The 24,584-nt window shown below is 43.8% G+C and carries 24 protein-coding genes and 4 pseudogenes; 6 read left to right on the forward strand and 22 right to left on the reverse strand.

Annotated features, from left to right (window positions below):
- The 11 genes and pseudogenes from GJ1_RS13890 to GJ1_RS19515 all read right to left on the reverse strand — a co-directional run.
- On the reverse strand, positions 1 to 265 hold a 265-nt coding region (locus tag GJ1_RS13890; RefSeq protein ID WP_174520123.1), incomplete at its 3' end, for an urease accessory protein UreH domain-containing protein.
- A 111-nt stretch (positions 266 to 376) separates the two neighbouring features.
- Complete coding sequence (locus tag GJ1_RS13895; RefSeq protein WP_066233607.1) at positions 377 to 1,351, reverse strand: F510_1955 family glycosylhydrolase; 975 nt, start codon at positions 1,349 to 1,351, stop codon at positions 377 to 379.
- A 131-nt stretch (positions 1,352 to 1,482) separates the two neighbouring features.
- Positions 1,483 to 2,052 carry a TVP38/TMEM64 family protein gene (locus GJ1_RS13900; protein ID WP_066233609.1) on the reverse strand — a complete coding sequence of 190 codons (570 nt, stop codon included), beginning with the start codon at positions 2,050 to 2,052 and terminating at the stop codon, positions 1,483 to 1,485.
- A gap of 10 nt (positions 2,053 to 2,062) precedes the next feature.
- Positions 2,063 to 2,259, reverse strand: a pseudogene (locus tag GJ1_RS17970) (winged helix-turn-helix domain-containing protein); the annotation flags it as partial.
- 9 nt (positions 2,260 to 2,268) lie between these two features.
- Positions 2,269 to 2,433: pseudogene (locus GJ1_RS19095) on the reverse strand (two-component sensor histidine kinase); the annotation flags it as partial.
- Positions 2,434 to 2,880: 447 nt separating this feature from the next.
- A pseudogene (locus tag GJ1_RS13910) lies at positions 2,881 to 3,989 on the reverse strand (IS256 family transposase).
- Between the two features lie 106 nt (positions 3,990 to 4,095).
- Positions 4,096 to 4,565 (reverse strand): annotated as a pseudogene (locus tag GJ1_RS13915) (transposase family protein); the annotation flags it as partial.
- A 185-nt stretch (positions 4,566 to 4,750) separates the two neighbouring features.
- Positions 4,751 to 4,942 carry a DUF2933 domain-containing protein gene (locus tag GJ1_RS13920; RefSeq protein ID WP_066233614.1) on the reverse strand — a complete coding sequence of 64 codons (192 nt, stop codon included), beginning with the start codon at positions 4,940 to 4,942 and terminating at the stop codon, positions 4,751 to 4,753.
- Between the two features lie 59 nt (positions 4,943 to 5,001).
- Positions 5,002 to 5,382, reverse strand: a complete 381-nt coding sequence (locus GJ1_RS13925; protein WP_245629395.1) for a cupredoxin domain-containing protein — start codon at positions 5,380 to 5,382, stop codon at positions 5,002 to 5,004.
- A gap of 3 nt (positions 5,383 to 5,385) precedes the next feature.
- Entirely contained in the window at positions 5,386 to 7,584 is a 2,199-nt protein-coding gene (locus GJ1_RS13930) for a copper-translocating P-type ATPase (protein ID WP_245629397.1), read from the reverse strand.
- Between the two features lie 209 nt (positions 7,585 to 7,793).
- Positions 7,794 to 8,048: a type II restriction enzyme NmeDI-related protein gene (locus GJ1_RS19515; protein WP_505665858.1), complete on the reverse strand. Its 255-nt coding sequence runs from the start codon at positions 8,046 to 8,048 to the stop codon at positions 7,794 to 7,796.
- Between the two features lie 115 nt (positions 8,049 to 8,163).
- Between GJ1_RS19515 and GJ1_RS13940 the strand changes: the two genes are divergently transcribed.
- Positions 8,164 to 9,240: a YncE family protein gene (locus GJ1_RS13940; protein ID WP_066233620.1), complete on the forward strand. Its 1,077-nt coding sequence runs from the start codon at positions 8,164 to 8,166 to the stop codon at positions 9,238 to 9,240.
- Positions 9,241 to 9,366: 126 nt separating this feature from the next.
- Here the strand turns inward: GJ1_RS13940 and GJ1_RS13945 are convergent, their stop codons facing one another.
- From GJ1_RS13945 to GJ1_RS13950, 3 genes are all read right to left on the reverse strand, one after another.
- A complete protein-coding gene (locus GJ1_RS13945; RefSeq protein ID WP_066233622.1) occupies positions 9,367 to 9,867 on the reverse strand; it encodes a QcrA and Rieske domain-containing protein in 501 nt (166 codons plus the stop codon).
- A 61-nt stretch (positions 9,868 to 9,928) separates the two neighbouring features.
- Entirely contained in the window at positions 9,929 to 10,057 is a 129-nt protein-coding gene (locus GJ1_RS19300) for a hypothetical protein (protein WP_275651066.1), read from the reverse strand.
- 369 nt (positions 10,058 to 10,426) lie between these two features.
- Positions 10,427 to 11,362, reverse strand: a complete 936-nt coding sequence (locus tag GJ1_RS13950) for a cupredoxin domain-containing protein (protein WP_066233650.1) — start codon at positions 11,360 to 11,362, stop codon at positions 10,427 to 10,429.
- Between the two features lie 236 nt (positions 11,363 to 11,598).
- Here GJ1_RS13950 and GJ1_RS13955 point away from each other — a divergent pair, with 236 nt between their 5' ends.
- Positions 11,599 to 12,588, forward strand: a complete 990-nt coding sequence (locus GJ1_RS13955; RefSeq protein WP_066233625.1) for a multicopper oxidase family protein — start codon at positions 11,599 to 11,601, stop codon at positions 12,586 to 12,588.
- A 187-nt stretch (positions 12,589 to 12,775) separates the two neighbouring features.
- Here the strand turns inward: GJ1_RS13955 and GJ1_RS13960 are convergent, their stop codons facing one another.
- The 4 genes from GJ1_RS13960 to GJ1_RS13975 form a co-directional block, all read right to left on the reverse strand.
- The gene (locus tag GJ1_RS13960) at positions 12,776 to 13,354 is read right to left on the reverse strand and encodes a galactosyltransferase-related protein (RefSeq protein ID WP_066233628.1); all 579 of its coding nucleotides are present in this window, start codon (positions 13,352 to 13,354) and stop codon (positions 12,776 to 12,778) included.
- Positions 13,355 to 13,708: 354 nt separating this feature from the next.
- Entirely contained in the window at positions 13,709 to 14,251 is a 543-nt protein-coding gene (locus tag GJ1_RS13965; RefSeq protein WP_066233630.1) for an NADPH-dependent FMN reductase, read from the reverse strand.
- 21 nt (positions 14,252 to 14,272) lie between these two features.
- A complete protein-coding gene (locus GJ1_RS13970; RefSeq protein ID WP_066233633.1) occupies positions 14,273 to 15,706 on the reverse strand; it encodes a glycoside hydrolase family 1 protein in 1,434 nt (477 codons plus the stop codon).
- Positions 15,707 to 15,817: 111 nt separating this feature from the next.
- Complete coding sequence (locus tag GJ1_RS13975; protein WP_066233653.1) at positions 15,818 to 16,588, reverse strand: DUF4405 domain-containing protein; 771 nt, start codon at positions 16,586 to 16,588, stop codon at positions 15,818 to 15,820.
- 376 nt (positions 16,589 to 16,964) lie between these two features.
- Between GJ1_RS13975 and GJ1_RS13980 the strand changes: the two genes are divergently transcribed.
- Entirely contained in the window at positions 16,965 to 17,879 is a 915-nt protein-coding gene (locus tag GJ1_RS13980; RefSeq protein WP_066233635.1) for a LysR family transcriptional regulator, read from the forward strand.
- Between the two features lie 47 nt (positions 17,880 to 17,926).
- On the opposite strand, the gene GJ1_RS13985 is transcribed toward GJ1_RS13980, so the two are convergent.
- A complete protein-coding gene (locus tag GJ1_RS13985; RefSeq protein ID WP_066233638.1) occupies positions 17,927 to 18,949 on the reverse strand; it encodes a YeiH family protein in 1,023 nt (340 codons plus the stop codon).
- 354 nt (positions 18,950 to 19,303) lie between these two features.
- On the opposite strand from GJ1_RS13985, the gene GJ1_RS13990 reads away from it, so the two are divergent.
- Both GJ1_RS13990 and GJ1_RS13995 read left to right on the forward strand, forming a co-directional pair.
- Positions 19,304 to 19,684: a hypothetical protein gene (locus tag GJ1_RS13990; protein ID WP_066233641.1), complete on the forward strand. Its 381-nt coding sequence runs from the start codon at positions 19,304 to 19,306 to the stop codon at positions 19,682 to 19,684.
- 322 nt (positions 19,685 to 20,006) lie between these two features.
- The gene (locus GJ1_RS13995; protein WP_044732007.1) at positions 20,007 to 20,261 is read left to right on the forward strand and encodes a GlsB/YeaQ/YmgE family stress response membrane protein; all 255 of its coding nucleotides are present in this window, start codon (positions 20,007 to 20,009) and stop codon (positions 20,259 to 20,261) included.
- A 254-nt stretch (positions 20,262 to 20,515) separates the two neighbouring features.
- Here the strand turns inward: GJ1_RS13995 and GJ1_RS14000 are convergent, their stop codons facing one another.
- The gene (locus tag GJ1_RS14000; protein WP_044743660.1) at positions 20,516 to 21,070 is read right to left on the reverse strand and encodes a histidine phosphatase family protein; all 555 of its coding nucleotides are present in this window, start codon (positions 21,068 to 21,070) and stop codon (positions 20,516 to 20,518) included.
- Positions 21,071 to 21,407: 337 nt separating this feature from the next.
- Here GJ1_RS14000 and GJ1_RS14005 point away from each other — a divergent pair, with 337 nt between their 5' ends.
- On the forward strand, positions 21,408 to 23,126 hold the full coding sequence (locus tag GJ1_RS14005; RefSeq protein WP_044743661.1) for a methyl-accepting chemotaxis protein: 1,719 nt from the start codon (positions 21,408 to 21,410) through the stop codon (positions 23,124 to 23,126).
- 227 nt (positions 23,127 to 23,353) lie between these two features.
- Here GJ1_RS14005 and GJ1_RS18420 read toward each other — a convergent pair whose 3' ends face one another.
- Both GJ1_RS18420 and GJ1_RS14010 read right to left on the reverse strand, forming a co-directional pair.
- On the reverse strand, positions 23,354 to 23,695 hold the full coding sequence (locus tag GJ1_RS18420; protein WP_044743662.1) for a hypothetical protein: 342 nt from the start codon (positions 23,693 to 23,695) through the stop codon (positions 23,354 to 23,356).
- Positions 23,696 to 23,742: 47 nt separating this feature from the next.
- A partial coding sequence (locus GJ1_RS14010; protein ID WP_174520125.1) for a restriction endonuclease subunit S occupies positions 23,743 to 24,584 on the reverse strand: 842 nt, incomplete at its 5' end.

The following is a 24,584-nucleotide window of genomic DNA, read 5'->3' on the forward strand; positions in this document are numbered from 1 at the left end:
GCCAGACGATCAAGCCTAACCCGGAAAAAGCGATGATCTTTCCGAAAATAAATAAAAGCAGTTCTTTCCAAGCGATCCCCCTTTGCAGAGATTGGTTGCTGTACAACGTGATCGCTCCCAAGTTGCTAGTCAGTTGGCACGGAGCCATCGCTCCGACTATGCCAAGAAGAAACGCTGACAAAACAGGAAGCGCTGTTGTGCTGTTGGCCATATTGAGAAACGGCTGGCTTAGCAGGTTGCTGATTTGGCTTAGGAATGAATACACTCTTCTTCTCACCCTCTCCATCCGTTACTTACATTGTAGAAGTGAATTTTGCAAAAATTGTGGAGCGATATATTTTTAGGCAAACAAAAAGACATGCGCCCGCATGTCTTTTTATATTTTCCCTTTCGATGCTAGTTTTGTCCAGCTTTCACCGTTATTTTTTGTCATGAAAATATCCCCGTTCATCGTAGCGATCACCATTTCCTTGTCATTTGCTGGATTAGAGGTGATATACATAATATGATCTTTTTCATCCAACGCAGGAACAGAAAGAACTTCCTCTTGTTTTGTGTCTAATGATTGTTTGATTAGGATAGACTTATTGTTCTCTACAGCTGCAAATAAAATGGATTTTTCTTGGAACGCAAACGTCGTCGTATTGATTTTTCGAGTGAACCGTTCAAACGTATTCCCATTATCTCTTGAAACAAAAATTCCTTCAGATGTACTAATTCCAACCATATTTTCATCCGTTGGGTGGGCAGCGATCGTTCCCGCTGCCGTTTGCGGCAGGCCGTTCAATTGACTTGGCGACCACGTTTTGCCGTCGTCTTTACTGTAAAATACCCCTTGTCCGAGCGTTTTGTTTTCTTCTTGGTTCACAATATAAATGGTATGGCTTTTATAGCCAACTGTCATATAATGAAAATCAGATTCTTTATAAAATCCTAAATTCATTAATGTTTGTCCATTATCAAAACTTTTCACAAGACCAAGTGGATTTCCTAACGATGAACCTTCTTCCGGATGCCCTGATGAATAAAAGCCGTCGTCCGTAGCCGAAAAGCCCATATAATCATGTTTATTGGAAACCGTTTCATACCACTTATTGTCTTGGTAAACGAGCAACCCTTCATGAGTAGCAAAGTAAACCGCATTTTGATTGCCTGCATAACCAACTCCATGCAAATGTTCGATCTTCCCTTCCTTTTTTTCTTTAAAGAAAGGATTATTGGTAACAGATACATTCGATTTTGCCTGTTCTTTGCTCGTGATAAAAGCCTGCTCTTTTTCGTTGGATGATGAACAAGCGCTTAAAAGAAGAATGGCAGATGTAATGATCATTGCTCTCGTCATTTTTGTCATGGTTGATTCCCCTTTTTGTGTATGATGTAGACATTGTACATTTTATAACAGAAACATTTGCAAAATGTATGGCGTTTGTTTCTCTCAATAGTGATATGAACAACTTCTTTGTCACTTCTTCATAAATCCCTTTAAGTTTTGTTAGCTTGAGCCTTTTTTCGAGTGATTTTCTTCCAAGTAAATATAAATAAAAGAACAGACAGAAATATCGATATTACTTTCCCTTGCCATGTCCAATTCATCACTTGATAAACCGAATATGCCTCTAACAGCAATGCTGGCAGCTTTCCAAGCGAGCTGGCAATGATAAAGATCAGTAGGGAGGTGTGGCCAATCGCTGCCACAAACGTCACAAGTCCCGACGGAACAAAAGGAAGAAGACGCAAAGACAAAACAAGCGAAAAGGCTTCTACCCCTTCTGCCTCAAGCAAACGTTTGACTTTCGGATAGGAAAACCATTTCGTTTCCGAAAGTTTGCGAAAACCTTTTCGATACAACATGAACGAAACAATCGCCCCAACAGCTTCCCCTACAAACGATAAAAAGGTGCCTTTCCAAAAACCGAATACCGCCAAGTTAGCTGCAGTGAGAAATACGCTCGGTACAACGCCTAAAATACTGATCACGATATTGATTGCAATACTGATGAGATAAGCAACGCTTTCATATGTATGAAATAGTGTAACGAGCTTCTCTTCCATTTTTTTTACCTTATCCCCTCCATTTACATCCTACACCCCAAACGGTTTGCAGAAATTGATCGATTGGAAAACCGGCTTGGCGGAGCTTCTCCCGAATATTTTTAACATGAGAATCGATTGTCCGTTCTTCTGTACTGGCGTTATACCCCCATAATGTCACGATATCAGTTGCTCTCGGCTAAATACCCTGTTCGGATTTTTGAGAAAACAGCTCTACTCCAATACATCACGATGATTGTTCCCCCTTGCCAACAGCTGCTCAAATTCTTCATTAATTCTAGCGTTCACAAGTGTCACATATAACGACGCAAATAAAACCGTTTCGATTCCTAACACAAAGACAAAAAATAATAACCCCAATTTAAACGAATTTTTTCGCACGTTTGTCCCTTCTTTATAAGAGCTCATTATTCCTCTATATAATAACAAACAAATGCGTAAAAAAGAATGTGTTGTTTATCTTTTATTGCCGCTATAAACCGTTTTAAATTTTTGTTTATTACCCATCGATAGACTGACCCGATGCGAGATCGATACTTCTTCGCTTCAAAAAATTCAACTTCTGATTGAAACCATCCTTTAATTTAGAGTATTTTTTGTTTTACAGGATAAATGGTACCGTCAAGAATTTTGTGTAATGAAAGATAGATAGGGTATCTCTGAATGGATTTGGAATAGATAAGAGTCGGTTTCCTCCGCACAGGAGACAGAATATTCTGTCTCCTGTGCGGAAAGGGAGAATCCCCTTACTTTGTTATTTACAGTATTTGGTTAATTGTAACGTTCTTCAAACATTCGCTGGAGGGCTTCCTGCGCTTCGGCAAATCCTCACAACTTTCGCTCTGCCCATTTCTCATTAAAATCTTGAATGGTCAAATACACGATTTTTTCCGCGGCTTCTAAACTATTCAAACTGTTCATCGGCTTTAGACGTTTCCGAATCTCCTTGATTGTTCGTTCAATCGCATTCGTCGTGTAAATTACACTTCGAATACTGTTCGGATAGTCCATAAATGTGAGGAGAACATCCAACTCATTGGCCCAAGATTGGACTTCTCTCGGATGCTTGCTTGACCATTTCGATTCAAATTGTTGAAACATCTCCAATGCCGTTTTTTTATTCGGAGATCGATAAATGAGTTTCAAATCTTCCGCCATTTCGAATTGGTCTTTTTTCCGAACACGATTTAGGGTGCTGCGAACTTTGTGAACGACACAACGCTGCACATCCGCTTTCGGATAAACGGCCCGAAAAGCTTCCTCCAGCCCCGGAAGACCATCAAATACGCCCAGAAGCACTTCCTTGACGCCTCTTTGGCAAAGGTTCTGAAGGATTTCCCGCCATCCATAGGCGCTTTCTTGCCCTCCTACAAAGAAATCAAGAATTTCGCGATACCCTTCTTCGTTCACCCCTAACACCCATAAATGGCTTCTTTCTCTGCCGTATCGCGGCGAAGTTTCACGTACAAACCGTCTAAATATAAGACCGAATAACGCTTGGATAGTGGACGGCTGCGCCATTTTTCGATATCTTCCTTTACGACATCGGTAATACGGCTGATCGTCGCAGGAGAATAGGCTTTTCCTAGAATTCGTTCGATAAACTTGCCAATTTCCCGGGTGCTCATGCCGCTTTGATACATCCGAATGATAGCTTCCTCCAGCCATCCCGTGTGGCGTTGATAAGGAGCAAACAACTGCGTTTGAAATTCTCCATTTCGGTCTCTTGGGACCAAAAGCCCCTCAATCCGGCCATATTGCGCATCTAGATTTCGTTGATAGCAGCCGTTTCTCATATTGGATGTGTCTTCCTGTTCGATTTCGAGGAAATTTTTGATTTCTTCCCGCATAATCAGCTCTAATTTTTCTTTCACAAACTGACGAATGGCATTTTCCAGTTGATTTGCCCAGTCCATATTCGATATACTTTTAGACATAGGTAGGGTTCTCCTTTCTCTGGAATGTTTTTCGTTCAATCAGAGAATACCCTACCTTTTTCTTTTTGGTCTAGCAAAATGTGTTACACAAAATTTTATACATCATCGCAAATGGGAACGCCTGCGTGAAGGTGTGCACCATCAGCCAAACGAGCGAATGCCCCCAGACCGATTGATGATCCTTTTGCGAGTCATGCCAATCGCACCCTTGAATGGCGTGCGCACCCGTGACGAAGGCTTCGTTTTTTGGCAAATCGTATCATCGATCGAAATGAAAAGGGGCTGATTCTTCCGTTTGGTTAGGCGTTCGACCCGGCAAAGGATCCACTCTTGAAGCTTCTCAAGCAGCCTTTCCTCGTTCCAAGGGCTTTTCGTGAAAAAGTGACTGAGCGTCGTTCGATGATTCGGATGAAAGCTCCAGTGATGAAAGTCCGTCAGCGTTCCCGAGAATCCCTTAGTGGTCAACGCATCCACAATATGAACGAGATGTTTCAGAACCGGTTTCGAGAAATGCAGCGCCAATCCCAACGCTAAGAAAAACTTGTAGATTCCTTGATGATGTGCTAATTGATTCATGAGACATGAACCTCCTTGTGTGAATGGGTTTTGAGCACATCTATTTTACCCAAGGAGTCGGGTTCATGTCTCCTTTTTTATTTGGTTGTCAATTTATGTTAGTGAATTTGCTCATCTACAGTAATATAACAAAAAAGCCAAGTGTGTACTAAAAGCGAGCACTTTTAGTACACACTTCTCACCACTCATTTACTTTTTAATTGTTCCTTTAATCGTTCATTGTCTGCCTGTAATTGTGTAATCTGATCCTGTAATTCCTTGATGGAATGATGATCAGAAGAGTGATGATCATGATGCTTATGATGCTTATGTCCTCTCATACAAAATAGCATCATTAAAGGACACAGTAACAATATTAAAAAATTAGCCCAATTCATTCCGTCTCTCTCCTCTTCCGCTTAGTTTACCTTTTATGAAAAAACCACTATGTCATCTTTTAATCCTGGACAACTACTTTCCCGCGATACATCCCCATTTGACATTGAAACGAATATTCCCCGCTTTCTTTTGGCAGAAATTCAACCGTCACCTTTTCCCCAACAGGGAGAACCGCACTTTTGTTGAATTCAGGAAATACAACCATTTCCGAACAAGAGTTTTCCTCTTTTCGAATAAATTGAAACTTCACCGGCTTTCCTTTTTTTACTACAACAATATGAGGAGTATAACCACCTTTGACGATTATTTCTGCTTCTTGATATCCAGATGGGGTGAAGGTAGCTTTGTATCCGCCCTTTTTAGGACCCCAGAAAAACCAAGCAACGAAAACAATAAGGAGTAGCCCACTCACATTAACGATAATCGGAGTCATATCCATCAATCATACCTCCTTTGGTTTAAAACGTTTCAGGCGATTGGCGTTTGCCACAACAGTAACAGAGCTAAACGCCATTGCCGCTGCAGCTACAAGCGGAGACAATAACGAACCAGTCAATGGATAAAGCGCGCCAAGAGCGATTGGGATGCCTAGTGCATTATAAATGAACGCGCCAATTAAATTTTGATATACATTTCTCATCGTTGCCCGACTAATTTGAATCGCCTGCACTACCGATTTTAAACTTCCTTTAACAAGGGTAATATCACTCGCTTCAATCGCTACATCCGTACCGGTTCCGATTGCCATTCCGATATCTGCCTGCGTAAGTGCCGGGGCATCATTGATTCCATCTCCCACCATCGCTACTTTTTTCCCAGCTGCTTGCAGTTTCCGGACAATTTCTGCTTTGTTCTGCGGGAGCACATCGGAGATGACATTGGTAATCCCTACCTTCTTCGCGATTGCACGCGCCGTTCGTTCGTTATCCCCCGTAACCATGATTACCTCTAATCCGATGTTTTTCATTGCTGTAATTGCCTCTAAAGAATCTTGTTTCACCGTATCCGCTACGGAGATGACTCCTTCCGGTTTTCCATCAATCGCCAGAAACATAGGTGTTTTTCCTTCGTCCGCCAATCTTTCGGCATGTTGTATATAAGCTTCTGTTGCAATGTTGCCTTTCTTCATGAGTTTCAAGTTTCCGAATAGAACATGGTGGTCATCAATCCATCCTTGCACCCCATGCCCCGGTATAGCTTCAAAATTCTCGGTTTTTCCCAGCAATATATTTTTCTCTTTAGCTGCTTCAAGTATTGCACCTGCTAACGGATGTTCCGATCCTTGTTCAAGCGTTGCTGCGAAATAAATTAATTTTTTTTCTTTGAGAGAACCAACAGGGATCACATCCGTTAACGAAGGTTTGCCCATGGTGATCGTACCCGTCTTATCTAAAACGATGGTCGTTAATTTCTGGGCGATTTGCAGCGCTTCACCGGAACGGATGAGAATCCCGTTTTCCGCTCCTTTACCTATCCCGGTTGTTAAAGACATAGGAGTGGCCATTCCTAATGCACAAGGACAGGCAATAATGAGCGTCGTCACTAAAACAATTAGAGCATACATACTTGAAGGTGAAGGACCGAAATTAAACCAAATTAAGTACCCAATGATAGCTAAAATGATTACACTCGGAGTAAAAATCGCAGAAACTTTATCAACAATTCGTTGGACAGGGATGCGGGAGCCTTGAGCTTGCTTCACCATGTTGATGATATTAGATAATGCGGTATCATCCGGCGACTTTGTCACCTGAAATGTAAAGCTCCCTGTTTTATTCATCGTACCGCCAAATACTTCGTCTCCTTGAACTTTCTGTACAGGCAACGATTCGCCGGTCAACATCGATTCATCAACGGCTGAACTTCCGTCAAGAATGATTCCGTCCACCGGTATCTTCTCACCGGGCCGTACAACAACGATATCTCCGATCTGAATTTGCGATACAGGAATTTCTGTTTCCACTCCGTCTTTTAACACCCGAGCCGTCTTAGGTTGTAAACCAATGAGTCTTTTAATCGCTTCAGATGATTTGCCCTTCGCTTTTTCTTCCATCGCCATTCCTAATACAACTAACGCAGTGACAACCGTTGAAACATCGTAATATACTTCCGCCATCGATGGATCTGGAAATAAGTCTGGCCAAAGCAAGGCGACAACCGAATAAATCCATGCCGCACTGATCCCGATGGCAATCAGTGTATGCATATTGGCTGAACGTTGTTTTAATCCTTCCCATGCCCCAATGAAAAACTGGCTTCCGCTATAAATCATCACGATTAAGGCTGCTACTGCCATGAGCAACCTGCTAAACCAGAGTTGACTGCTTCCCATAGGCAGCAAATTTCTTATGATTGGAAAAAAATCTGGATAAGATACCAATATAATAGGAACCGACAATATTCCGGCAAACCACCATTTTTTCATTAGTTTTCGATACAATTGTTCATCATTTTCGTGTTTTTCTCCCTCTTGTGTCTGATGTGATGTATTCAAGTGTATTGAACTAGAACTGAAAGTGTTGGATTCGTGATGGCATGAATGTTTCTCTTGATGGTGAGCGTGATGATGATCGTGGTGATGATGTTGGTCATGGTGATGATTTTTGTTATGGGTGCTAGAAATATATTTATCCCCCTCCATAATTTCCCCTCCATGAAAAAATTATACATTTTTCTTTCTTTTATGATCATGTTAAAAATAAAACATGGAGATTCTATGGAGAAATTCAGAAAATTAGGTGACACCTGAATCCTGATGAACGCATTTAACTGTAAAAAAGATGATTGTTTTCATCACGGTTTTGATTTGTCGACGCCGCACACGGCTCCATAGTGGACTGTCGTTTCGCTTCATGCTTCTTGTTGACCAGCAACGATAGATGTATTTTTTTCAACCTCAAATGCACCAACAATTCTTTCTTTTTTGTCCAACCAAATGACATCAATGAGAGCAATGGTTTCCTTTATTGACTGAGAGATATTGGGCAAATTTAAGCGTTTTAAGGAAAATTCCCCTAACTTTTGATTATTCCACTCTCTCTTATGATCATTTTGAGCAATCCATACATCATAACCAAGCGATTTGCAGAATTTATGAATTTCAATAAACTGTAACTATTTTAAGAAATTTTATTTTTATTGTGAAATTCGTCACAGCGACTAAATATTTTTGCCAATATCATGTCTTCAGACACAATAAAGCAAAAGGAGGAAATACTTGATGCGTAAAACGATCATTGCGTTGTTAATCTTATTGACGATGTTTATGTTTGTTTTAGGAGGTTGCGGAGCGAATTCTCAAAAAAGTAACACTACTTTAGGTGAAAACAAACAGGCCGCAGCCACCAAAAAAGAACAAAGAAAAGAAACGAAAAAATATTACTTTACTGCTAATGAAGGCGGGAGTATTTCAAAAATTGATGTAGAAACGAATCAAGTGGTCGCAACAATCAAAGTAGACGGTGCGGTTCATAACGTCCAAGTTTCTCCTGACGGAAAAATTCTCGGCGCTACGTTAGTTCCGGAAATGCAACATGGAAATGATCAATCAATGGATATGAAAGGAATGGCGTTGTTTTATAATACAGAAACGGACGAATTAATAAAGAAAGTGGAAGTAGGGAATCACCCTGCTCATATCGTTTTCACCGAAAATGGAAAGTACGCTCTCGTTACCAATAATGAAGACAATAACGTTTCAGTCATTGATATGGCGAGCTACTCAGTCATCCAAACAATTCCAACTGGAAAAGGTCCGCATGGTTTCCGGATCTCTAAAGATAGTCGTTATGCGTATATTGCCAACATGGGAGAAGATAGCGTCAGTATCCTCAATTTAGAAACGATGAAAGAAGAAAAGAAAATAAAAGTAGGGTCTACTCCTGTAACAACCGGTATTACTTCGGACGGTAAAACATTAGCCGTAACGTTAAATGCAGAGAATGCCCTCGCCATTGTTGACTTAGCAAGCGGTAAAGTGGAAAAAGTTCCGGTCGGTCGGGGACCAGCCCAAGTGTACATGGATCCTGACGATACATTTGCTTATGTAGCCAATCAAGGGACGAAAGATGCACCGTCTCATTCCGTAAGCAAAATAAACATAAAAACGAAACAAGTAGTTGCCACAATTGAAACAGGCAAAGGAGCGCACGGAGTTGTCACAAGTCCGAATCAAAAATATGTTTTCGTCACCAATATGTTTGACAACACGGTGAGTGTCATTGATAAAGAGCAAAGCAAAGTAATCAAAACGATTCAAGTAGGCGAAATTCCGAACGGGATCAGCATCATGCCATAAATAAAAAGCAGCAGGTTGAATTTTTCAGCCTGCTGCTTTTTCTTTTCTATTTACGGAATTATGAAAAAACAAGGGGATTTTCTTCTGATTTTCATTTTTGTTGTGACAGCATCCCTTTAGTCTTTTTTATTTTTCTCTTTTTCTCGGGCTCAGTACAGCAATATAAACATTGCCATCCTGAATATAAGCGTCAAATATATCTAACGGCCTTGGCGGCGGCCCCCCCACATTGATACCGTATTCGTCATATTGCCCCGCGTGGCACGGACATAAAAAGCGGATGCCTGCTTTCTGCATGTTCTCCTCAGCATCTCCAACGGTACACCCTAGATGGGTGCAAATCGGGGACATAATGAGTAAGGAACCATCTTCATTTTTGTTAATGTAGACAAACCCTTCCCTTTCCTGTTTGGTCCATGCATCTTTTATGGTGACTTTATACGGCACCTTTTTGGGGAATTCTCCTTTTTCTAATTCGCTTAGAGGACCGAGATTAGCCATTGAACTTGTATTGACCGTTTTCTTATCGTTGCTGCAAGCAGCCAGTCCTGCAGGCAATACCGAAACAGCCAGCAGTCCAGCCGCCCCCTTTAACGACCTGCTAAGAAACTCTCGTCGATTCAACATAAGATTTCCCCTCCTTGCCATCTCTAATATAGGGAGGTGCGTGAAATAAGAGGTGAATCGATCAGCGTTTATCGCGCAATGCGAGTTTTACTGCAAAATACACTACCAATCCAATGGCAAGCAAATTAAGAAACCAGCCGAGAATGCCAAACCCCATCATCCCCCAGCCACTCATCATCCCGCCCATCATCCTCATCACCTCCTGCATGATCTAAAAATAATTCTCACCTATCGCTAACCATTTATGTCATAAATCATCCATTTCTTTTTCACCTGACTTGAATGAAAAATCTAATTGGAACTCCAAGCACCCTTTTCCTCACCTTTAGCATTTACCAATACTCCCACATTCACACTTGATGCAGCCAAAAATTGATCCACAACGTTTTCATCATCTCCCCTTTTGCTTTACTTTCAGAATAGAGAAAAAGTGTGGAGAAAATATTGATAAAAACCTACAAATATTTGTCAAGGCTTTCACAAAAGTTCATTTCCCTTTTAGTCGCCACGCCTTCTATTGGTCAAAACAAATGCCGAGAAGGTCTCGGCAGCCATCATCTTATGAAACTTTCGCAAATCCAACCATACCAGATTCTTTATGCCCTGGAACCGTACAATAAAATCGAAACACACCGCTTTCGATTGGTATGAACGTCACCTCGGCTGTTTTCCCCGGCAAGGAATGAACATGAACGCCCGCATTTTCTGCATGGTTTCCATGGTCATTCTGCTGTAACAAAATCTTCATATTTTCGAATTCGATATCGTGTTCCATTTGACCGCTATTTTTCAGAATTAAGGTAACAGGCTGTCCTACAGTCAGTTGCAAACTCTCAGGAAAGTAATAAAATTCAGTCGCTTCAACCACTACCTTTTTCCCCTTTGTTTCGATGCTTAACGGAGATGCAGTTTGGTTGTGGCCCTCCATAAAATGGTTCATAGGCGGATTCGTTATCGGAAGATTAGAAGATCGAGAAAATTCATTGTATAAATGGTTATACAAATAGAAAAACAGCGGAAGGACGATTGCTAACCATAGCGGATTATGGAATAGTTTATTTATCAAAAACACACGGTTAAACCCCGTTTCTTGTTGAAGCATGTATAGAACAATACAAGCCATTCCAACAAATAGAACAAGCATGATGTGAACCGTAGAATCCCGATATTCAGGCGCAATCATTTCTCCTAACATCGCTCCCATCATGCCGCCCATGACTCCTGATAAAACACCGTCGATGATGGCCATGATGCTAATCGGCATCCCGGCTAAAAATCCAGCTAAAAACCCGAAAGCCATTCCTAAAATGGTTGACAAAAAGAGATTGCCGTTGTAAGAAATCCCAGCCAGCAGGCCGCCTGTCAGCCCAGCCAACATTCCTAACGCCATCGCCGCCATCATTCCAGCCATGCATGTGATTTTCTTCCTTTTGATAAAGATGAAAGCAATCACAATGAAAGACAAAACCGCCGCGATCCCCCCAGTGAATAACATCGGCAACGGATGATCCCTCCTGCAAATGTTTATTTGTACACATATATGTGTGCAAATAACAGGTTAGTCCATGTCAGTGAACATACCGGCTGAGCTTGAACGAAAACAGAGAGCGTGTCATCCGATTACAGCTTTTTGTATTTACACCTGCATGTATTCTGTTCATAAAACGACTATCCACACATGCCGCAGCATATGATGAAATTGTGATACCTTCTCTAAAGGGGGAAGATGGAATGCATGGTTACTTGCCGGGAAATCCTCAAACGCCTATTATCACGCCCAATGTAAAAGATGCGCCATTTCGGGTTCTCAAAAACGGGGTAAAACAATTTCACTTGCGGGCGGAACCGGTCGTGCATGAGTTGGTAAACGGAATTAAAATCCGCGGGTATGGATACAACGGAAGTATTCCCGGGCCGACGATTCTTGTCAATCAAGGGGACTATGTTCAAATTACAGTCGAAAACCGTTTGCCAGAAGCGACATCCGTCCATTGGCACGGATTAATTGTTTCCAACCGAATGGACGGCGTACCCGGCCCTGGGGGCAGCCCAATTATCCAACCGGGAGAAAGTTTTACGTATGAATTTCGCATCCAACAGTCAGGAACGTTTATGTACCACAGCCATGTCCATGATGCAAAACAAGAGTTAATGGGATTAGCAGGCATGCTTATTTCGCGCGGCATATACGAAGAACCTGTGGACCGCGATTATGTTCTGTTGCTTCAAGAGTGGGCTGTGCAGATGGAGATGCATCAGCAAACTAGCAGCCATCCAATGAATGATCATCCTTCCAAACAATCGGCTTCAAATATATATGACATCGATCCAATGTCAATGATGTTTAATTTTTTCACAATTAACGGCAAAGCCTATCCTGATACCGCTCCTTTATTTGTCCGATATGGCGAACGCGTCCGTATTCGCCTTGGCAATTTAAGTATGGATTCTCATCCGATGCATTTTCACGGGCATGATTTTATTGTCACCGCGGTTGACGGAAATCCGATTCCTATGATGGCAAGATTAAAACGAAACACGATTAATGTAGCGCCAGGAGAAACATGGAACATCGAATTTTTGGCCAACAACCCGGGAAATTGGGTCTTTCACTGTCATAAACCTCACCATACAACGAACGCACATGCAATGGAGGGAATGGGCGGCATGCTTGTTTATTGCAAAATAAAAATACAGAGATCTGCAGAGAATTTGGCTTAGGCCAACTTGACATGGAGTGGGGGGCGTGATAGCCTTTTTAGGCATAGCCAGCCCTTGATATTGCTGGATTCCTGGCTTTTTAATCACGCCCCCAGAGGCTCCATGTCAAGTTGTAATTCTCTGCACTTTTCCTTGCAAAACTCTGTATTTTTTCTTTGCAGAAAACAGGCATGCTTACGATGATCCGCTATGCGAGGTTGTTTTCGTAGCCGACGACCGGATGCCATAAGTGATAAATCGTGTGCTCGAGCCGCTTATAATGGCCGCACAACGTATTCACGGCGCTGCTAAACGCATCATCCTCCCCTCCCCATCCGGAAAACCGTTCATCAAATCCGCCGACCGCCAAAAAGTGCTCGCGGGGGATGACGTTGAATCCGCCAACATAAGTGAACGGTGACGTATGGATGATGTCAAAGTCCGTCACCTCAACCGGCCAAGTTGGGGGCGCACTCACGAGATGTTTTGAGTTTTCCTCGGAGATTCCGACGATTTTCCGGAAAGGGATGACCCATGGCGCATCCTTCATCACTTCGGGATCGCAAAAAATATCGCCATCGACAATCACGAATATGCCTCGGGTCGCCTGTTTGGCCGCCAAATTAATCGCCCGCGCCCGGTTAAACGGCTCATCGGTAGAAACCCCGACGCAAATTTCCGCTTCGGGAATCATCATTTCGTAAAAGGTTTTAATCCAATTGAAATTGATATCCCGAATCCCATTATCAGGTTTGTACGGAATCAGAATCGATATACGCTCAAACAATCACACCACCTCCTTAACGGTCAACATCCAAGCGCTTATGCCGATGGGAGCGGTAAAGGTTGTGCATAACGGTCGTTTGTTGCTGCTACAATAACCAATATGATCCACTCCTTTTTTCCCTATCCCCTGTTGTATTGGATGCTCGGCGAAATTCCTCTGACTGTACAGGCGTCCATTTTCGGGAGGCATCGTGCATTCTCCGGCGAACGCAGCTTGCTAGGCTGGAAGCGGGCGGTGTTGACGGCAGGCGGATTTCACAAAACAAGGATGCCCCAAAGCCAAGGGACATCCTTGTTTCGCGCGATATAAACGATAGCAAGCCTTCCATCCATGAAGGCAAGAAGCCCACCGCCGTTAGCGCCCTATCCATTGGATAAACCGCTCGATCACTTGATCCAAAAATTCAATCGTCGCAACATCAACGAGATTTCCCGCTTCGTCAAACTTTTGGTTCGCAACATTCACTAGCACCTCGTTCCCGGCAGGCGGCAACACTTTCGCAGCCAGCCCCGGGCTTTGCAAGATTTGGCGCAAATGAAGCTGGGCTCGGATTGTTCCCATCATCCCTGTCGATACTCCGGCAATCATCACTGGTTTATTGACCAACACTTTGTCAACACGCGACAGCCAGTCTAACGCGTTTTTCAACACGCCGGGAACGGACCAGTTGTACTCCGGCGTCACGATCAAAACCCCGTCCGCGTCCGCCACTTGCCGCTTGAATGCCGCCACGACATCCGGTGGATCGAGCTCATCGTCTTGATTGTAATGCGGCAAAGCGCCTATATCGGCAATGTCCAATTGGAATTTGTCTTTGTACCGTTCTCGCATAAACTCCGCCAATTTCCGGTTATACGATTCGTTCCGCAAGCTGCCGACAAGAGCGACGATGTTCATGATCATCTGCCTCCTTTTGTCTCATATTTGTTCTCCATTCGTCGCAATGACGTTTTGATACCAATAGAACGACTTTTTCTTTTTCCGCTCCAATGTCCCGCTGCCATCATCATGTTTATCGACGTAAATCAACCCGTACCGTTTCGAAAACTCGCCAGTTGACGCGCTTACTAAATCGATGCAGCCCCATACGAGATAGCCGAGCAAGTCGACGCCATCGGCGATCGCTTCGCGCGCAGCTTCAATATGCCGACGCAAATAATCGATCCGGTAATCGTCGTGAATCGAGCCGTCTTCTTCCACTTTGTCATACGCTCCCAGCCCATTTTCTACAATAAAAAGCGGCACGCGATATCGATCATACAACCGGTTTAAAATGATGCGCAACCCTGTAGGGTCGATTTCCCATCCCCAGTCGCTCGCTTTCAGGAATGGATTTTTCACTCCATCAAAAACATTGCCAAGAATCCGCTCATCATCCGTTTTATCTTTTTTCTGCGTCACGGACATATAGTAGCTTAAGCCAATGTAGTCGACCGTATGCTCCTTGATCAGTTCAAGATCCCCTTCGCGAATATCGAGTTTCACCCCGCGCTCATCGAACACGCGCTGGATAAAGGGCGGATACTCGCCGCGCACTTGAACGTCGGCGCAAAAGAAATTCAACAGCCGCTCCTCTTCAAGCGCATGCATGACGTTTTCCGGATTGCAGTCGTACGGGTACACCGGGGCGGCGAGAATCATGCAGCCGATTTTTGCGTCAGGAATGATCTCGCGGCACGCCTTCACCGCTAGGCTGCTGGCGACAAACTGATGATGGAACGCTTGAAACAGCTCCTGGTACTTCGTCTCTTCGCTTTCCGGCACAAACCCCATGCTCATGAGCGGAAAATGGAGCGCGCCGTTAATTTCGTTAAACGTCATCCAATATTTCACTTTCTCCTTGTAACGCTCAAAAATCGCTCTCGCGTAACGTTCAAACAACGCCACGAGCTCCCGGTTGCGCCAGCCGCCGTATTCTTTCGCCAAATGGAGCGGCATTTCATAGTGGGAAATCGTCACGACGGGCTCAATCCCGTATTTATGTAACTCATCGAACACCCGATCATAGAAGGCAAGCCCTTCTTCATTCGGTTCCGATTCCGTGCCGTTCGGGAAGATGCGCGTCCACGCAATCGACATGCGAAACGCTTTAAACCCCATTTCCGCAAACAAGGCAATATCCTCTTTATACCGATGGTAAAAGTCAATCGCTTCATGGTTTGGGTAATTATATTTTTCTTTGTCGATTTCAAAGGTAAAACCTGGTTCTTTCAATAGTTTTAGTCGTTCTTTCCCGCCGGGAAGAACATCCGCAATACTCAAGCCTTTATTCCCTTCATTCCATCCACCTTCAATTTGATTGGCAGCCGTCGCCCCTCCCCATAAAAAGCCTTCTGGAAACTTTTTATTCATCGGTTTATTCCTCCTTCTCTATATGCGCATAATAAACAAGGAGAGCACCTCCCCAGTGCTCCCCCTCATTAGTTTACCACAAATAACTTTGCTAGCCTAGCAATAGCAAGTTTACACACTCGCTTCCTTTGCACGTTTATTTTTCAACATTCGTTTTTCAAGATAGTAAGTAGGGATGATGATCGCGGCCCAAATGGCAAAGTAGGTAAGTAGGGCGAGTAGCGGGTTGTTGCTTCCCCGTTCTTTACGGAATTTTCCGTCCCGTATCTCTCCGTCCGGCGGCGTTGGCATTGTTCCAGCCGTTTTTCCATCAAATGATGGGGCGTTTTGTTCAGCAAATTTCGGTTTGAAATCCCCTTCGCTTGGCTTCACGTTTAATGAAATCCAATACATTCCGCCGGCTAAGACAGCAAGCGACAGCACAGCAGAGGCAATAACGCCCTTTCTCCATTTTCCTTCTTTCGATTTAAACGCCTTTTTACAAGTACTCATAATCCATTGCCAATGTACGCCAATATGAAGACCTACTAATGCGAGCGTCATATTGGCGGAAAGGTCGTGAATCCCGCGAACAAAGTGGTTGCCTTCGATGGCAAGATTCGGAAAAACGACTCGCGAAATCAAAATTCCGGATACAATGACCGTTGTCATCGAAATAAGCAGCAAGATGTTTAATAAAAAACTGAACCGTGTTTTTCGCGGGAGTTTTGGAGCAAAAATTTTTTTCGTCGTGTTGATCACCCAGCGATAATTCAACCCGATATGAATAAGAATAGCTACTGCTATTACTAAACCCGCCATTTCATGAAACGGCAACCCGTTGAACACCCTTGGATTCATTAACAACACAAACGTAATCGCCATGGACAAGTCGAGCACCATTTTCACATAATTCTTTCTCAATCTGCTTCCCCCCTACATCGAAATGACTGCTGCATAATGTCAAGGATGTGATCGATTTATTACTTTACTGGAGGAAGGTGAAATTTAGGTGAAATACGAAAAACCTGAATCCGTGACGAATTCATTTGGATCATGACTTGATAGGCATCTCGTATAACCTGTCTGCCTTTCAGTTCTGGTTGGCGGAACGGCTCTTTGCGGGAGAAGAGGGGGATTTTCAGGCCCGGGTGGAGGGCAAAAGTTGCCCATGGATCTTTTCCTTGAATCACCGAAAAACAGGAGATGAATGGATTGGCGTTAACCGAAACGCATGATAAACTAAGCGTATATTCAAACAAAGTTTGGAGGGACAACCTTGGATCAGTTGCTATACGTGTTCGTAAAAGTAGTGGAAAAAGGAAACTTCACGAAAGCAGCTGAGGAGCTGCATATGACACAGCCTGCTGTCAGCCAGCACATCCAAACGCTAGAGCGATTATTCGATACGAAACTTCTGGACAGGACAAACAAGTACGTCAAATTGAATAAAGCCGGCGAAATTGTTTATCACTATGCGAAAGAAATACTCGGACTGTATACACGCATGAATCAACTGCTTGATGATTTAATGAATCGAGCCGGCGGGGAGCTGTCTATTGGGGCCAGCTACACTTATGGCGAGTATGTTCTTCCACAGATTATCGCAAAATTGCATCAACACTATCCACTAATCAAACCAACGATCACCATCGGGAACTCGAATGAAATTGTCGAAATGGTAAGCAGCCATCAACTGGATGTAGGGATCATCGAAATGGATATCGAACCAAAAAATGTATATATCGAACCATTTGCCAAAGATCAAATGGTTGTCGTTGCTTCTGTTCATCATCCGTATGCCCAAAAAGAGAACGTACGGATGGACGACCTCCGCAACGCAACATGGATCGTTCGCGAAACAGGATCTGGAACAAGAAAAGCAACGGACGAATTTTTTCTCAAACACAACTTCTTTCCGTCTTCAATCATGGAATTCGGCAGTACACAGCTCATTAAAGAAGCGGTAGAAGCTGGTTTGGGGCTGACATTTCTCTCTCTCTGGACAATAAAAAAAGAACTTTCATTTGGCACGTTAAAAATCATCCCGATCAATGATGAACCATTTTTTCGCCACTTTTCTCTCGTTACACCGAAAACTCCGTTTTATACAAAAGCCATGGAGGTGTTTTTAACCATAGTACGTACTCACCAACCTTCAATCAGCCATTCACCACAACCCCCATCTCCCTAATAAAAAGACGACCGGCAGCGTTTGCGGGCCGTCTTTTTCCTTGAACGTTAAGCGATAAAAAAAGATAAAAAAGACAATAAAAGAGACACAATACACATGGCAAGAAGAGGACGCAATCCGTTTGTCCGCAATTTTCGCAAATCAACATTCAATCCAAGGCCGACCATTGCCGCCGTCAAAAGAAATGAGGTGAAGGAAGAGATATAGCTTAAGACGTTTTGAGAAACAGGAATGGCGTTTCCAAGCACATAACTGCCAAGCAAACTCATCATTATAAATCCAAGCAAAAACCAAGGAAATTCTACTTTCGTTTCTCCCCCCTCCTGGCCATCGTCTTTTTTTCTTCTCCAATAAATGAGGACAAAACTGAGCGGCACAAGCCAAAGTACTCTTCCTAACTTTGCCAGCAACGCCATAGCCAATGCATCCTGCCCAGCTGGAGCGCCCGCTAACGCGACGTGGGCAATTTCATGCAAACTCATCCCGCTCCAAATACCGTAATGTAAAGACGAAATGGGCAAAACAGGACGAATCAGTGTATACGCGATCGAGAACACCGTGCCGACAAGTGCAATCATTCCAACTGAGATGGCCGTTTCGTCGTCGTTCGATTTTAAAATGGGAGAAACGGCGGCAATCGCGGCCGCCCCGCATACCCCTGTTCCAATGCCCAGCAATAAGGATAAAGAAGGACTTGCTTTCAACATGTTTCCAACCCAAATCGTCATGAGAATGGCAAACACAATGACCGCCGCATCACGAATGACAAGCCCCCATCCTTGATGAATCAAAACATCCATATTCAGCTTTAGACCAAATAACATAATGGCCAATCGCAACAAATATTTCGAGACAAATTGGATGCCCGGTCGAATCGCTTCTGGATAGCCAAACAGTTGCCGATACATCACAGCAAGCAAAATGGCACAAGCGAGCGGACCTAAATGATCCAGTCCAGGTATGGAGGCCAATGCCATTCCAATGGCGGCCGCCAAAAAAGTAAAGGCCACTCCCCCTAACCAAAAACGTTTCCCCTGTTCATGGGCAGTCGAATATTGCCAAACAGCCATCTTTCGCTTCTCCACTCTAATCCCCCCTATTGGTATCACATAACTGTTTTTATCATATGTCCCTTCCATTGATAAGTAAAATAACAGTTTATTATTTTTATAATAAGTAATTACTTATTATAAATTCCTAAAAGTGATAAACGAGAAACAAATATTTTGATTAACGAAGAGGCAGATCCACCCGTTCCCTCAAAACGCCGCTATGATCATTGACATGAACTTTCCAACCTCACCCACGACGCCGCAACTCGAGCCAACGATCAATCAAATGAAAACGGAGAAAAAGCTTGTTCAAAACGTAGTTTTCTTTCCCTGCTCCACGTTGTATAATCAAAAAAGAGGAGGTGAACAAGCATGGAGCGCGATACGGTTGTGAAAGAAGTGGTCGAGGCGCTGAAAATATTTTCCCGCGACATCCGCACCCAAATTGACGAAATGGGAAGCCAGCTGAGAGCGGAAATCCAAGATACCGCTAATCAGCTGAGAGCGGAAATCCAAGACACCGCTAATCAGCTGAGAGCGGAGATGCAAGACACCGCCAACCAACTGAGAGCGGAAATGCAGCAATTTCGCGCCGAGGTGAACGAGCGGTTCGACCGACTCGAGCAAAAATTCGCTGGCTTGCGCGTGGAGCTGACAGAAACGCAAGAAACCGTCCATTTCCTCGCGTCCAAAACCATCCAGCATGAGAAAAAACTCCACCATCTTGCCAAGCAGCTTGAATTCATTCGCTAGTTTTCCTTCATCCGAAAGCCGCGTTTGACTGCGAGTCAAGCGCGGCTTTGATTTTTGCATCTCGGCTTCTTCGATCCCGGATCAAATCCCCCCTGCTCGGCCGCGCACGAAGGCGGAAGAGAAGCTAACGATTTATCCGTCATCATGAACACAATTGGTTTCCAATACGCAACCAAAACTCTGTCCCCGGACAAAACGCCAAAAACAGAGAACGCGCGCCGATAAAGTATGATGGGGCTTTTGCGTGCATAATTGCTGCTCCTTTTGACGCACAATATAAATACGAAAGAAGCCTTTTCATGATTTGAGGGAGGAATCATCCATGTCGTTTCTTTGGAGCTTAATCGTCGGGGGCGTCATCGGTTGGCTGGCAGGTCTTCTGACAGGACGCGATATTCCTGGAGGGATCATTGGCAACATTATCGCCGGGTTTATCGGAGCCTGGCTTGGAACGGCGCTCTTTGGCAACTGGGGGCCGACCATCGGCGGATTTGACATCATCCCAGCCCTGATCGGTTCCGTCATTCTCATTTTGCTTGCAAGTTTTGTCATTCGCAGATTGCATAGGGCGGCGTGAATGACGCCCCTTTCGCACTTTGCAACCGAGATCGGTCTAGTCAGGACAGTTTCTTGAGGTACAACCCAAAACCAATCCGCTTTATCCATAGGTTTCCCCACTTACACGGATCGCGTGGAAGTGGGGGATTCCTGGCCAAAGTCAAATTGGCAGAGTATTTGGAGTGATTCCGAATCGGTTTCACCTGCATTTCACCCTAAAACATCCTCATTTCGTTTGGAGTTTTGCTTATCTTATTGATAATCTTCTTCGGGTCATTTCCAAATTCTTTGTACATCCACCATCCTTTTTCCATTAAACGACAATTTATATATATCTGGCATTCCAAGTTCCTTCCAAAAGTTGAATCCATACTTTTTATCAAAATAATTCATGATTAATACCATAATATTACCATGCGTACCGATAACAATGTTTTTCCCGTCATTGTATTCTAATAATTGTATTGTCGCATTGACACCTCTTTTTTGAGCCATTCGATTTGATTCTCCACCCTCCCATGAAAAGTCAAAGTCTTGCCATACCTTTGTAATGGCACTTGTAAAGTCAATCACAGGCTTCTCCGATAAAACTCTTTCTTTGAATTCATCCACTACAACAATCTCTTTATTTATGTATTTAGCAATTCCTTCAACTGTTTGAATTGCCCGCTTATATGGACTTGAATAAACATGATGTATATTTTCTGTTTTTAGAAATTCGGTTACAGTATTTGCATCACGATAGCCTTGTTCGGATAATGGTCTTCCTAATTCGTCTGGAGTATATGTAGAGTGAGCATGCCTAACAAAATACAAATTAGTCGTCATTACATTATCCACCTCAAAGCAATTTCTTATATCTATCCTATCCTGCGTGCTTCCCAAAAGGGAGCGACATTCCGTGGTGCACCAGGCTGCTGGGGTTCGTCTATCTTTCGGACTTTTCCGTACCATAGATACCACGACCTTATGACCTCAGCTACAAGGAGACTATTCGACAGAAGGGGATTTTCATCCTTCCGATGGTGACAACATTTTTTGTCACGGGAGTCTCCCTTGAAAGACAGCAAAAGCAAATTAGGAACGATACACTATTTATGCCCCTTCTTCTTCTTAGTTATAATAATGGATATGTCTGACAAAGGATGGAGAGGAGGAGCACTCATTGAAAACCTTGAAGCTAGGAACAAAGATCAATATTTTGATTTTTTGCATCATTATTCTATTAACCGCTGCTTTGACGGCTGCTGCCATCATCCAAATCAAAGAGGGAATCCAAAAAGAAACGCTTGAAAGAGTCAAATCCAGTCTTTCCTTGGCCTATCGCTATCTTGACGAAAAATATGAAGGGAGTTGGATTGTAAAAGACGGAGCGCTTTATAAAGGAAGCGAGAAAATCAATGGCAACAATCAACTCGTTGACGAAATCGGAAAACTAACGGGCGGAACGGCAACGATCTTTCAAAATGAAACACGGGTTGCCACCAACATTATCGTGAACCATCGACGGGCTGTTGGCACAACCGCGCCGCCAGAAGTCGTGGAACAAGTGTTAAAGAAAGGGAACACCTTCTTCCGTGAAGTGAATATTTTACATCAATGGTATCAAGCTGCATATATGCCTATCAAAAACGATCGCGGAGAAATTATCGGGATGTTTTATGTTGGGATTCCCCAAACATATGTGGACACAGCCGTGTCTTCCCTTTTGAAAACATTGGTCCTTTCTGCAGTCATCATATTCGTGATTGCATCAGCAGCCGCAATATGGTTCTCGCGTCGCATCCATGCTCGATTGGCCGCCGTCTCTAGCGCCCTCCAGCGAGCAGGGAATGGAGACTTTACTGTTGCCATCAACGACAGAACTCGTGATGAAATTGGACAAATTGTCGAAAGCTATAACAAAATGAAAGACGATCTTTCTCAAATGCTGACCCGAGTCGCGGATGCATCAGAGCAAGTCGCCGCGGCTGCAGAGGAACTGACAGCGAGCGCGGAGCAAACAGCCTTGTCAACTGAACAAGTTTCTGTCGGCATCCAAGAAGTCGCCAGCAGAGCGGACAGCCAAAGCAGCCAAACCGATGAAATCGCCGCCGCCATGGAGCAAATGACGCAGGGCGTCTCGCAAATCGCGGAGCGCACGACAGCCATCGCCCACTTGTCCGTCCATATGACAAACTTAGCCGAAGACGGGAAAACATCTGTAGAAAAAAATGCCGAGCAGATGCAGGACATTCATCAAGCCGTGCTCCGGTCAGAACAACTGATTCACACGTTGCAGGAGCGGTCAAAAGAAATCGAAGCGGTCGTCCACACGATTCATCAAATCGCGGAGCAGACGAATCTCCTTTCCTTAAACGCCGCCATAGAAGCGGCGAGAGCAGGAGAACATGGGGCGGGATTTGCCGTCGTGGCCGATGAAGTGAGAAAATTGGCCGAACAAACGCAAGCAGCGACAAAACAAATTACCCATTTGTTGTCCAGTATCCATCAAGATGTAGAGAACACATCAACGAGCATGGAAGATGTGATGCAAAATGTTCAAGACGGCATCGATGCTTCACAAGAAACAGCAGAGAAATTCAACACAATTTTAGCAAACTCGAAAACAATCTCAGCCCAATTGGAAGACGTATCAGCATCCGTACAGCAGCTTTCAGCAGGCATACAAGAACTGGATTCAGCCGTTGCTGAACTAGCCGCTACAGCCGAAAAGACGATGGAGACGTCCAAAACAATGGCCCATTCCGCCGAAGAGCAACTCGCTTCCATGGAAGAGATTGCGTCAGCAGCCGCTTCATTGGCGAATGTATCAGAAACGTTGCAAGAAATGGTGCAAAAGTTTACGATTGCACCAAAAAACTCGCTTGATTCAAACGGGTAAAACAAAAAATGTATATGTTTTACATTCACCCTTTTTCTTTCTAAAATAAGCCATTTTTGATCATTCTGATTCAACCGGGTTCGACAGTGGCCGGGCAGACAAAATGCCTCTCATCCTTTGAGACAGAAAGGTTGGGAGGCATTTCAACCCACCCCATGGTGATTTAGGGGCAATGTTTAAAGAAGGCTTCAGCCCCAAATCTGTAAAGCACTGCGCTTATTTGACCGTCAGTTTGGTTCATGAGCAACTGAAATCGTTCTGCGTGCTTCCACAATCCTCTGCAGCTCTTCAATAGATAAATTCCCCCGATGCAACATCGCATGGCAATTTGGACAGACCGGGTGTTTTCGAACAATGCGTTTTCCTAACCTTCCTATTTGAGCGTTGAAAGGGGAATGACTCGCTTTGTTTAAAACGCGCGCTAACTCTTTTCCCGATGCGCGGCAATCTGGGAAATAATATAAGGTTCGAATCAATTCCACATCCTCTTCATGGAAAACACTTCGATCGTTTAGCATGGACAGCCATTGATCCGCTGATATCGCCAACGGCTCGTCATAAATTTTCATCGCCATCCCCCACAATGCAAAATCATGATTGGATCAAGCGAACAGCGTCACCGCTGTCCGCTTGACGAGAGCAACGCTTCTTTGACCAACTCCATCGCGTGTCCATCGTTCGGGTCATTCGTCCCCAACTCGCCGCGGAAGGCTTTCTGGAGAACGGATTGTTTTAATAAATCGAGCTTTTCCTCCACTGCCAAAACGAGTTGTTTTTCGTTCTCTAATTTTTCTAATAAGTTGTCGAGTTTCTCGGCGATGCGTTTTTGTTCGTTTAGCGGGGGGAGTGGGAAAGGCAGACTTTCAATGAGAGCACCACTTATATTTGGCTGTGCTCCACCATACGCCAATTTCGAAATTTCTGTCGAGGAACTAATCACAAAATAATTTCTATACGCTGCATATAAAATGTTATCATTAATCGTTTTGATATTTCCAACGCGTTGGTTTTGCATAGCGATTTCGTCCGAATTATATATACCTATTTTCCCAGTAGTAGCCCCAGACATTGCGATTAATAAGTCGCCTTTGCGCACCAAAAACTTTTCATTGTAGAGCTCCCTAGGAACCCTAACAGCGGTTTCGGGAGTTGTTTCCATACCATTTAAATCGGATATTCGAATTATTGGTATACCCTCATCAGAATAATCAGTGCTTTTAAATGCATATCCATTAAATAACTTGGCAACAACTCCAAATTTCACCCACACCCAATTCCCCGGCACCTCATAAGGCCATTGTTCTTTCGGAATGACGTCTTTTTCACTTAGATCATCGGATGTTTCCAATATACTTTTCTCGCTCGGATCATTTGTCCCTAATTGCCCTTTAAACGCCTTCTCCAAAATTACCGCCCGCCGCTGTTCGATCGACTCCTTCACTTCTTCAATCAGCCGCT

Origin of the sequence: Geobacillus jurassicus NBRC 107829, from assembly GCF_001544315.1 — a bacterium.
Taxonomy (GTDB): domain Bacteria; phylum Bacillota; class Bacilli; order Bacillales; family Anoxybacillaceae; genus Geobacillus; species Geobacillus jurassicus.

Excerpts from the sequence above, each read along its gene's own strand:
- GJ1_RS13895 (WP_066233607.1), bottom strand. The coding sequence starts at position 1,351 with ATGACAAAAATGACGAGAGCAATGATCATTACATCTGCCATTCTTCTT.
- GJ1_RS13900 (WP_066233609.1), bottom strand. The coding sequence starts at position 2,052 with ATGGAAGAGAAGCTCGTTACACTATTTCATACATATGAAAGCGTTGCT.
- GJ1_RS13920 (WP_066233614.1), bottom strand. The coding sequence starts at position 4,942 with ATGAATTGGGCTAATTTTTTAATATTGTTACTGTGTCCTTTAATGATG.
- GJ1_RS13925 (WP_245629395.1), bottom strand. The coding sequence starts at position 5,382 with ATGGATATGACTCCGATTATCGTTAATGTGAGTGGGCTACTCCTTATT.
- GJ1_RS13930 (WP_245629397.1), bottom strand. The coding sequence starts at position 7,584 with ATGGAGGGGGATAAATATATTTCTAGCACCCATAACAAAAATCATCAC.
- GJ1_RS13940 (WP_066233620.1), top strand. The coding sequence starts at position 8,164 with ATGCGTAAAACGATCATTGCGTTGTTAATCTTATTGACGATGTTTATG.
- GJ1_RS13945 (WP_066233622.1), bottom strand. The coding sequence starts at position 9,867 with ATGTTGAATCGACGAGAGTTTCTTAGCAGGTCGTTAAAGGGGGCGGCT.
- GJ1_RS19300 (WP_275651066.1), bottom strand. The coding sequence starts at position 10,057 with ATGATGGGCGGGATGATGAGTGGCTGGGGGATGATGGGGTTTGGCATT.
- GJ1_RS13950 (WP_066233650.1), bottom strand. The coding sequence starts at position 11,362 with ATGTTATTCACTGGGGGGATCGCGGCGGTTTTGTCTTTCATTGTGATT.
- GJ1_RS13955 (WP_066233625.1), top strand. The coding sequence starts at position 11,599 with ATGCATGGTTACTTGCCGGGAAATCCTCAAACGCCTATTATCACGCCC.
- GJ1_RS13965 (WP_066233630.1), bottom strand. The coding sequence starts at position 14,251 with ATGAACATCGTCGCTCTTGTCGGCAGCTTGCGGAACGAATCGTATAAC.
- GJ1_RS13970 (WP_066233633.1), bottom strand. The coding sequence starts at position 15,706 with ATGAATAAAAAGTTTCCAGAAGGCTTTTTATGGGGAGGGGCGACGGCT.
- GJ1_RS13975 (WP_066233653.1), bottom strand. The coding sequence starts at position 16,588 with ATGGTGCTCGACTTGTCCATGGCGATTACGTTTGTGTTGTTAATGAAT.
- GJ1_RS13985 (WP_066233638.1), bottom strand. The coding sequence starts at position 18,949 with ATGGCTGTTTGGCAATATTCGACTGCCCATGAACAGGGGAAACGTTTT.
- GJ1_RS13990 (WP_066233641.1), top strand. The coding sequence starts at position 19,304 with ATGGAGCGCGATACGGTTGTGAAAGAAGTGGTCGAGGCGCTGAAAATA.
- GJ1_RS13995 (WP_044732007.1), top strand. The coding sequence starts at position 20,007 with ATGTCGTTTCTTTGGAGCTTAATCGTCGGGGGCGTCATCGGTTGGCTG.
- GJ1_RS14000 (WP_044743660.1), bottom strand. The coding sequence starts at position 21,070 with ATGACGACTAATTTGTATTTTGTTAGGCATGCTCACTCTACATATACT.
- GJ1_RS18420 (WP_044743662.1), bottom strand. The coding sequence starts at position 23,695 with ATGAAAATTTATGACGAGCCGTTGGCGATATCAGCGGATCAATGGCTG.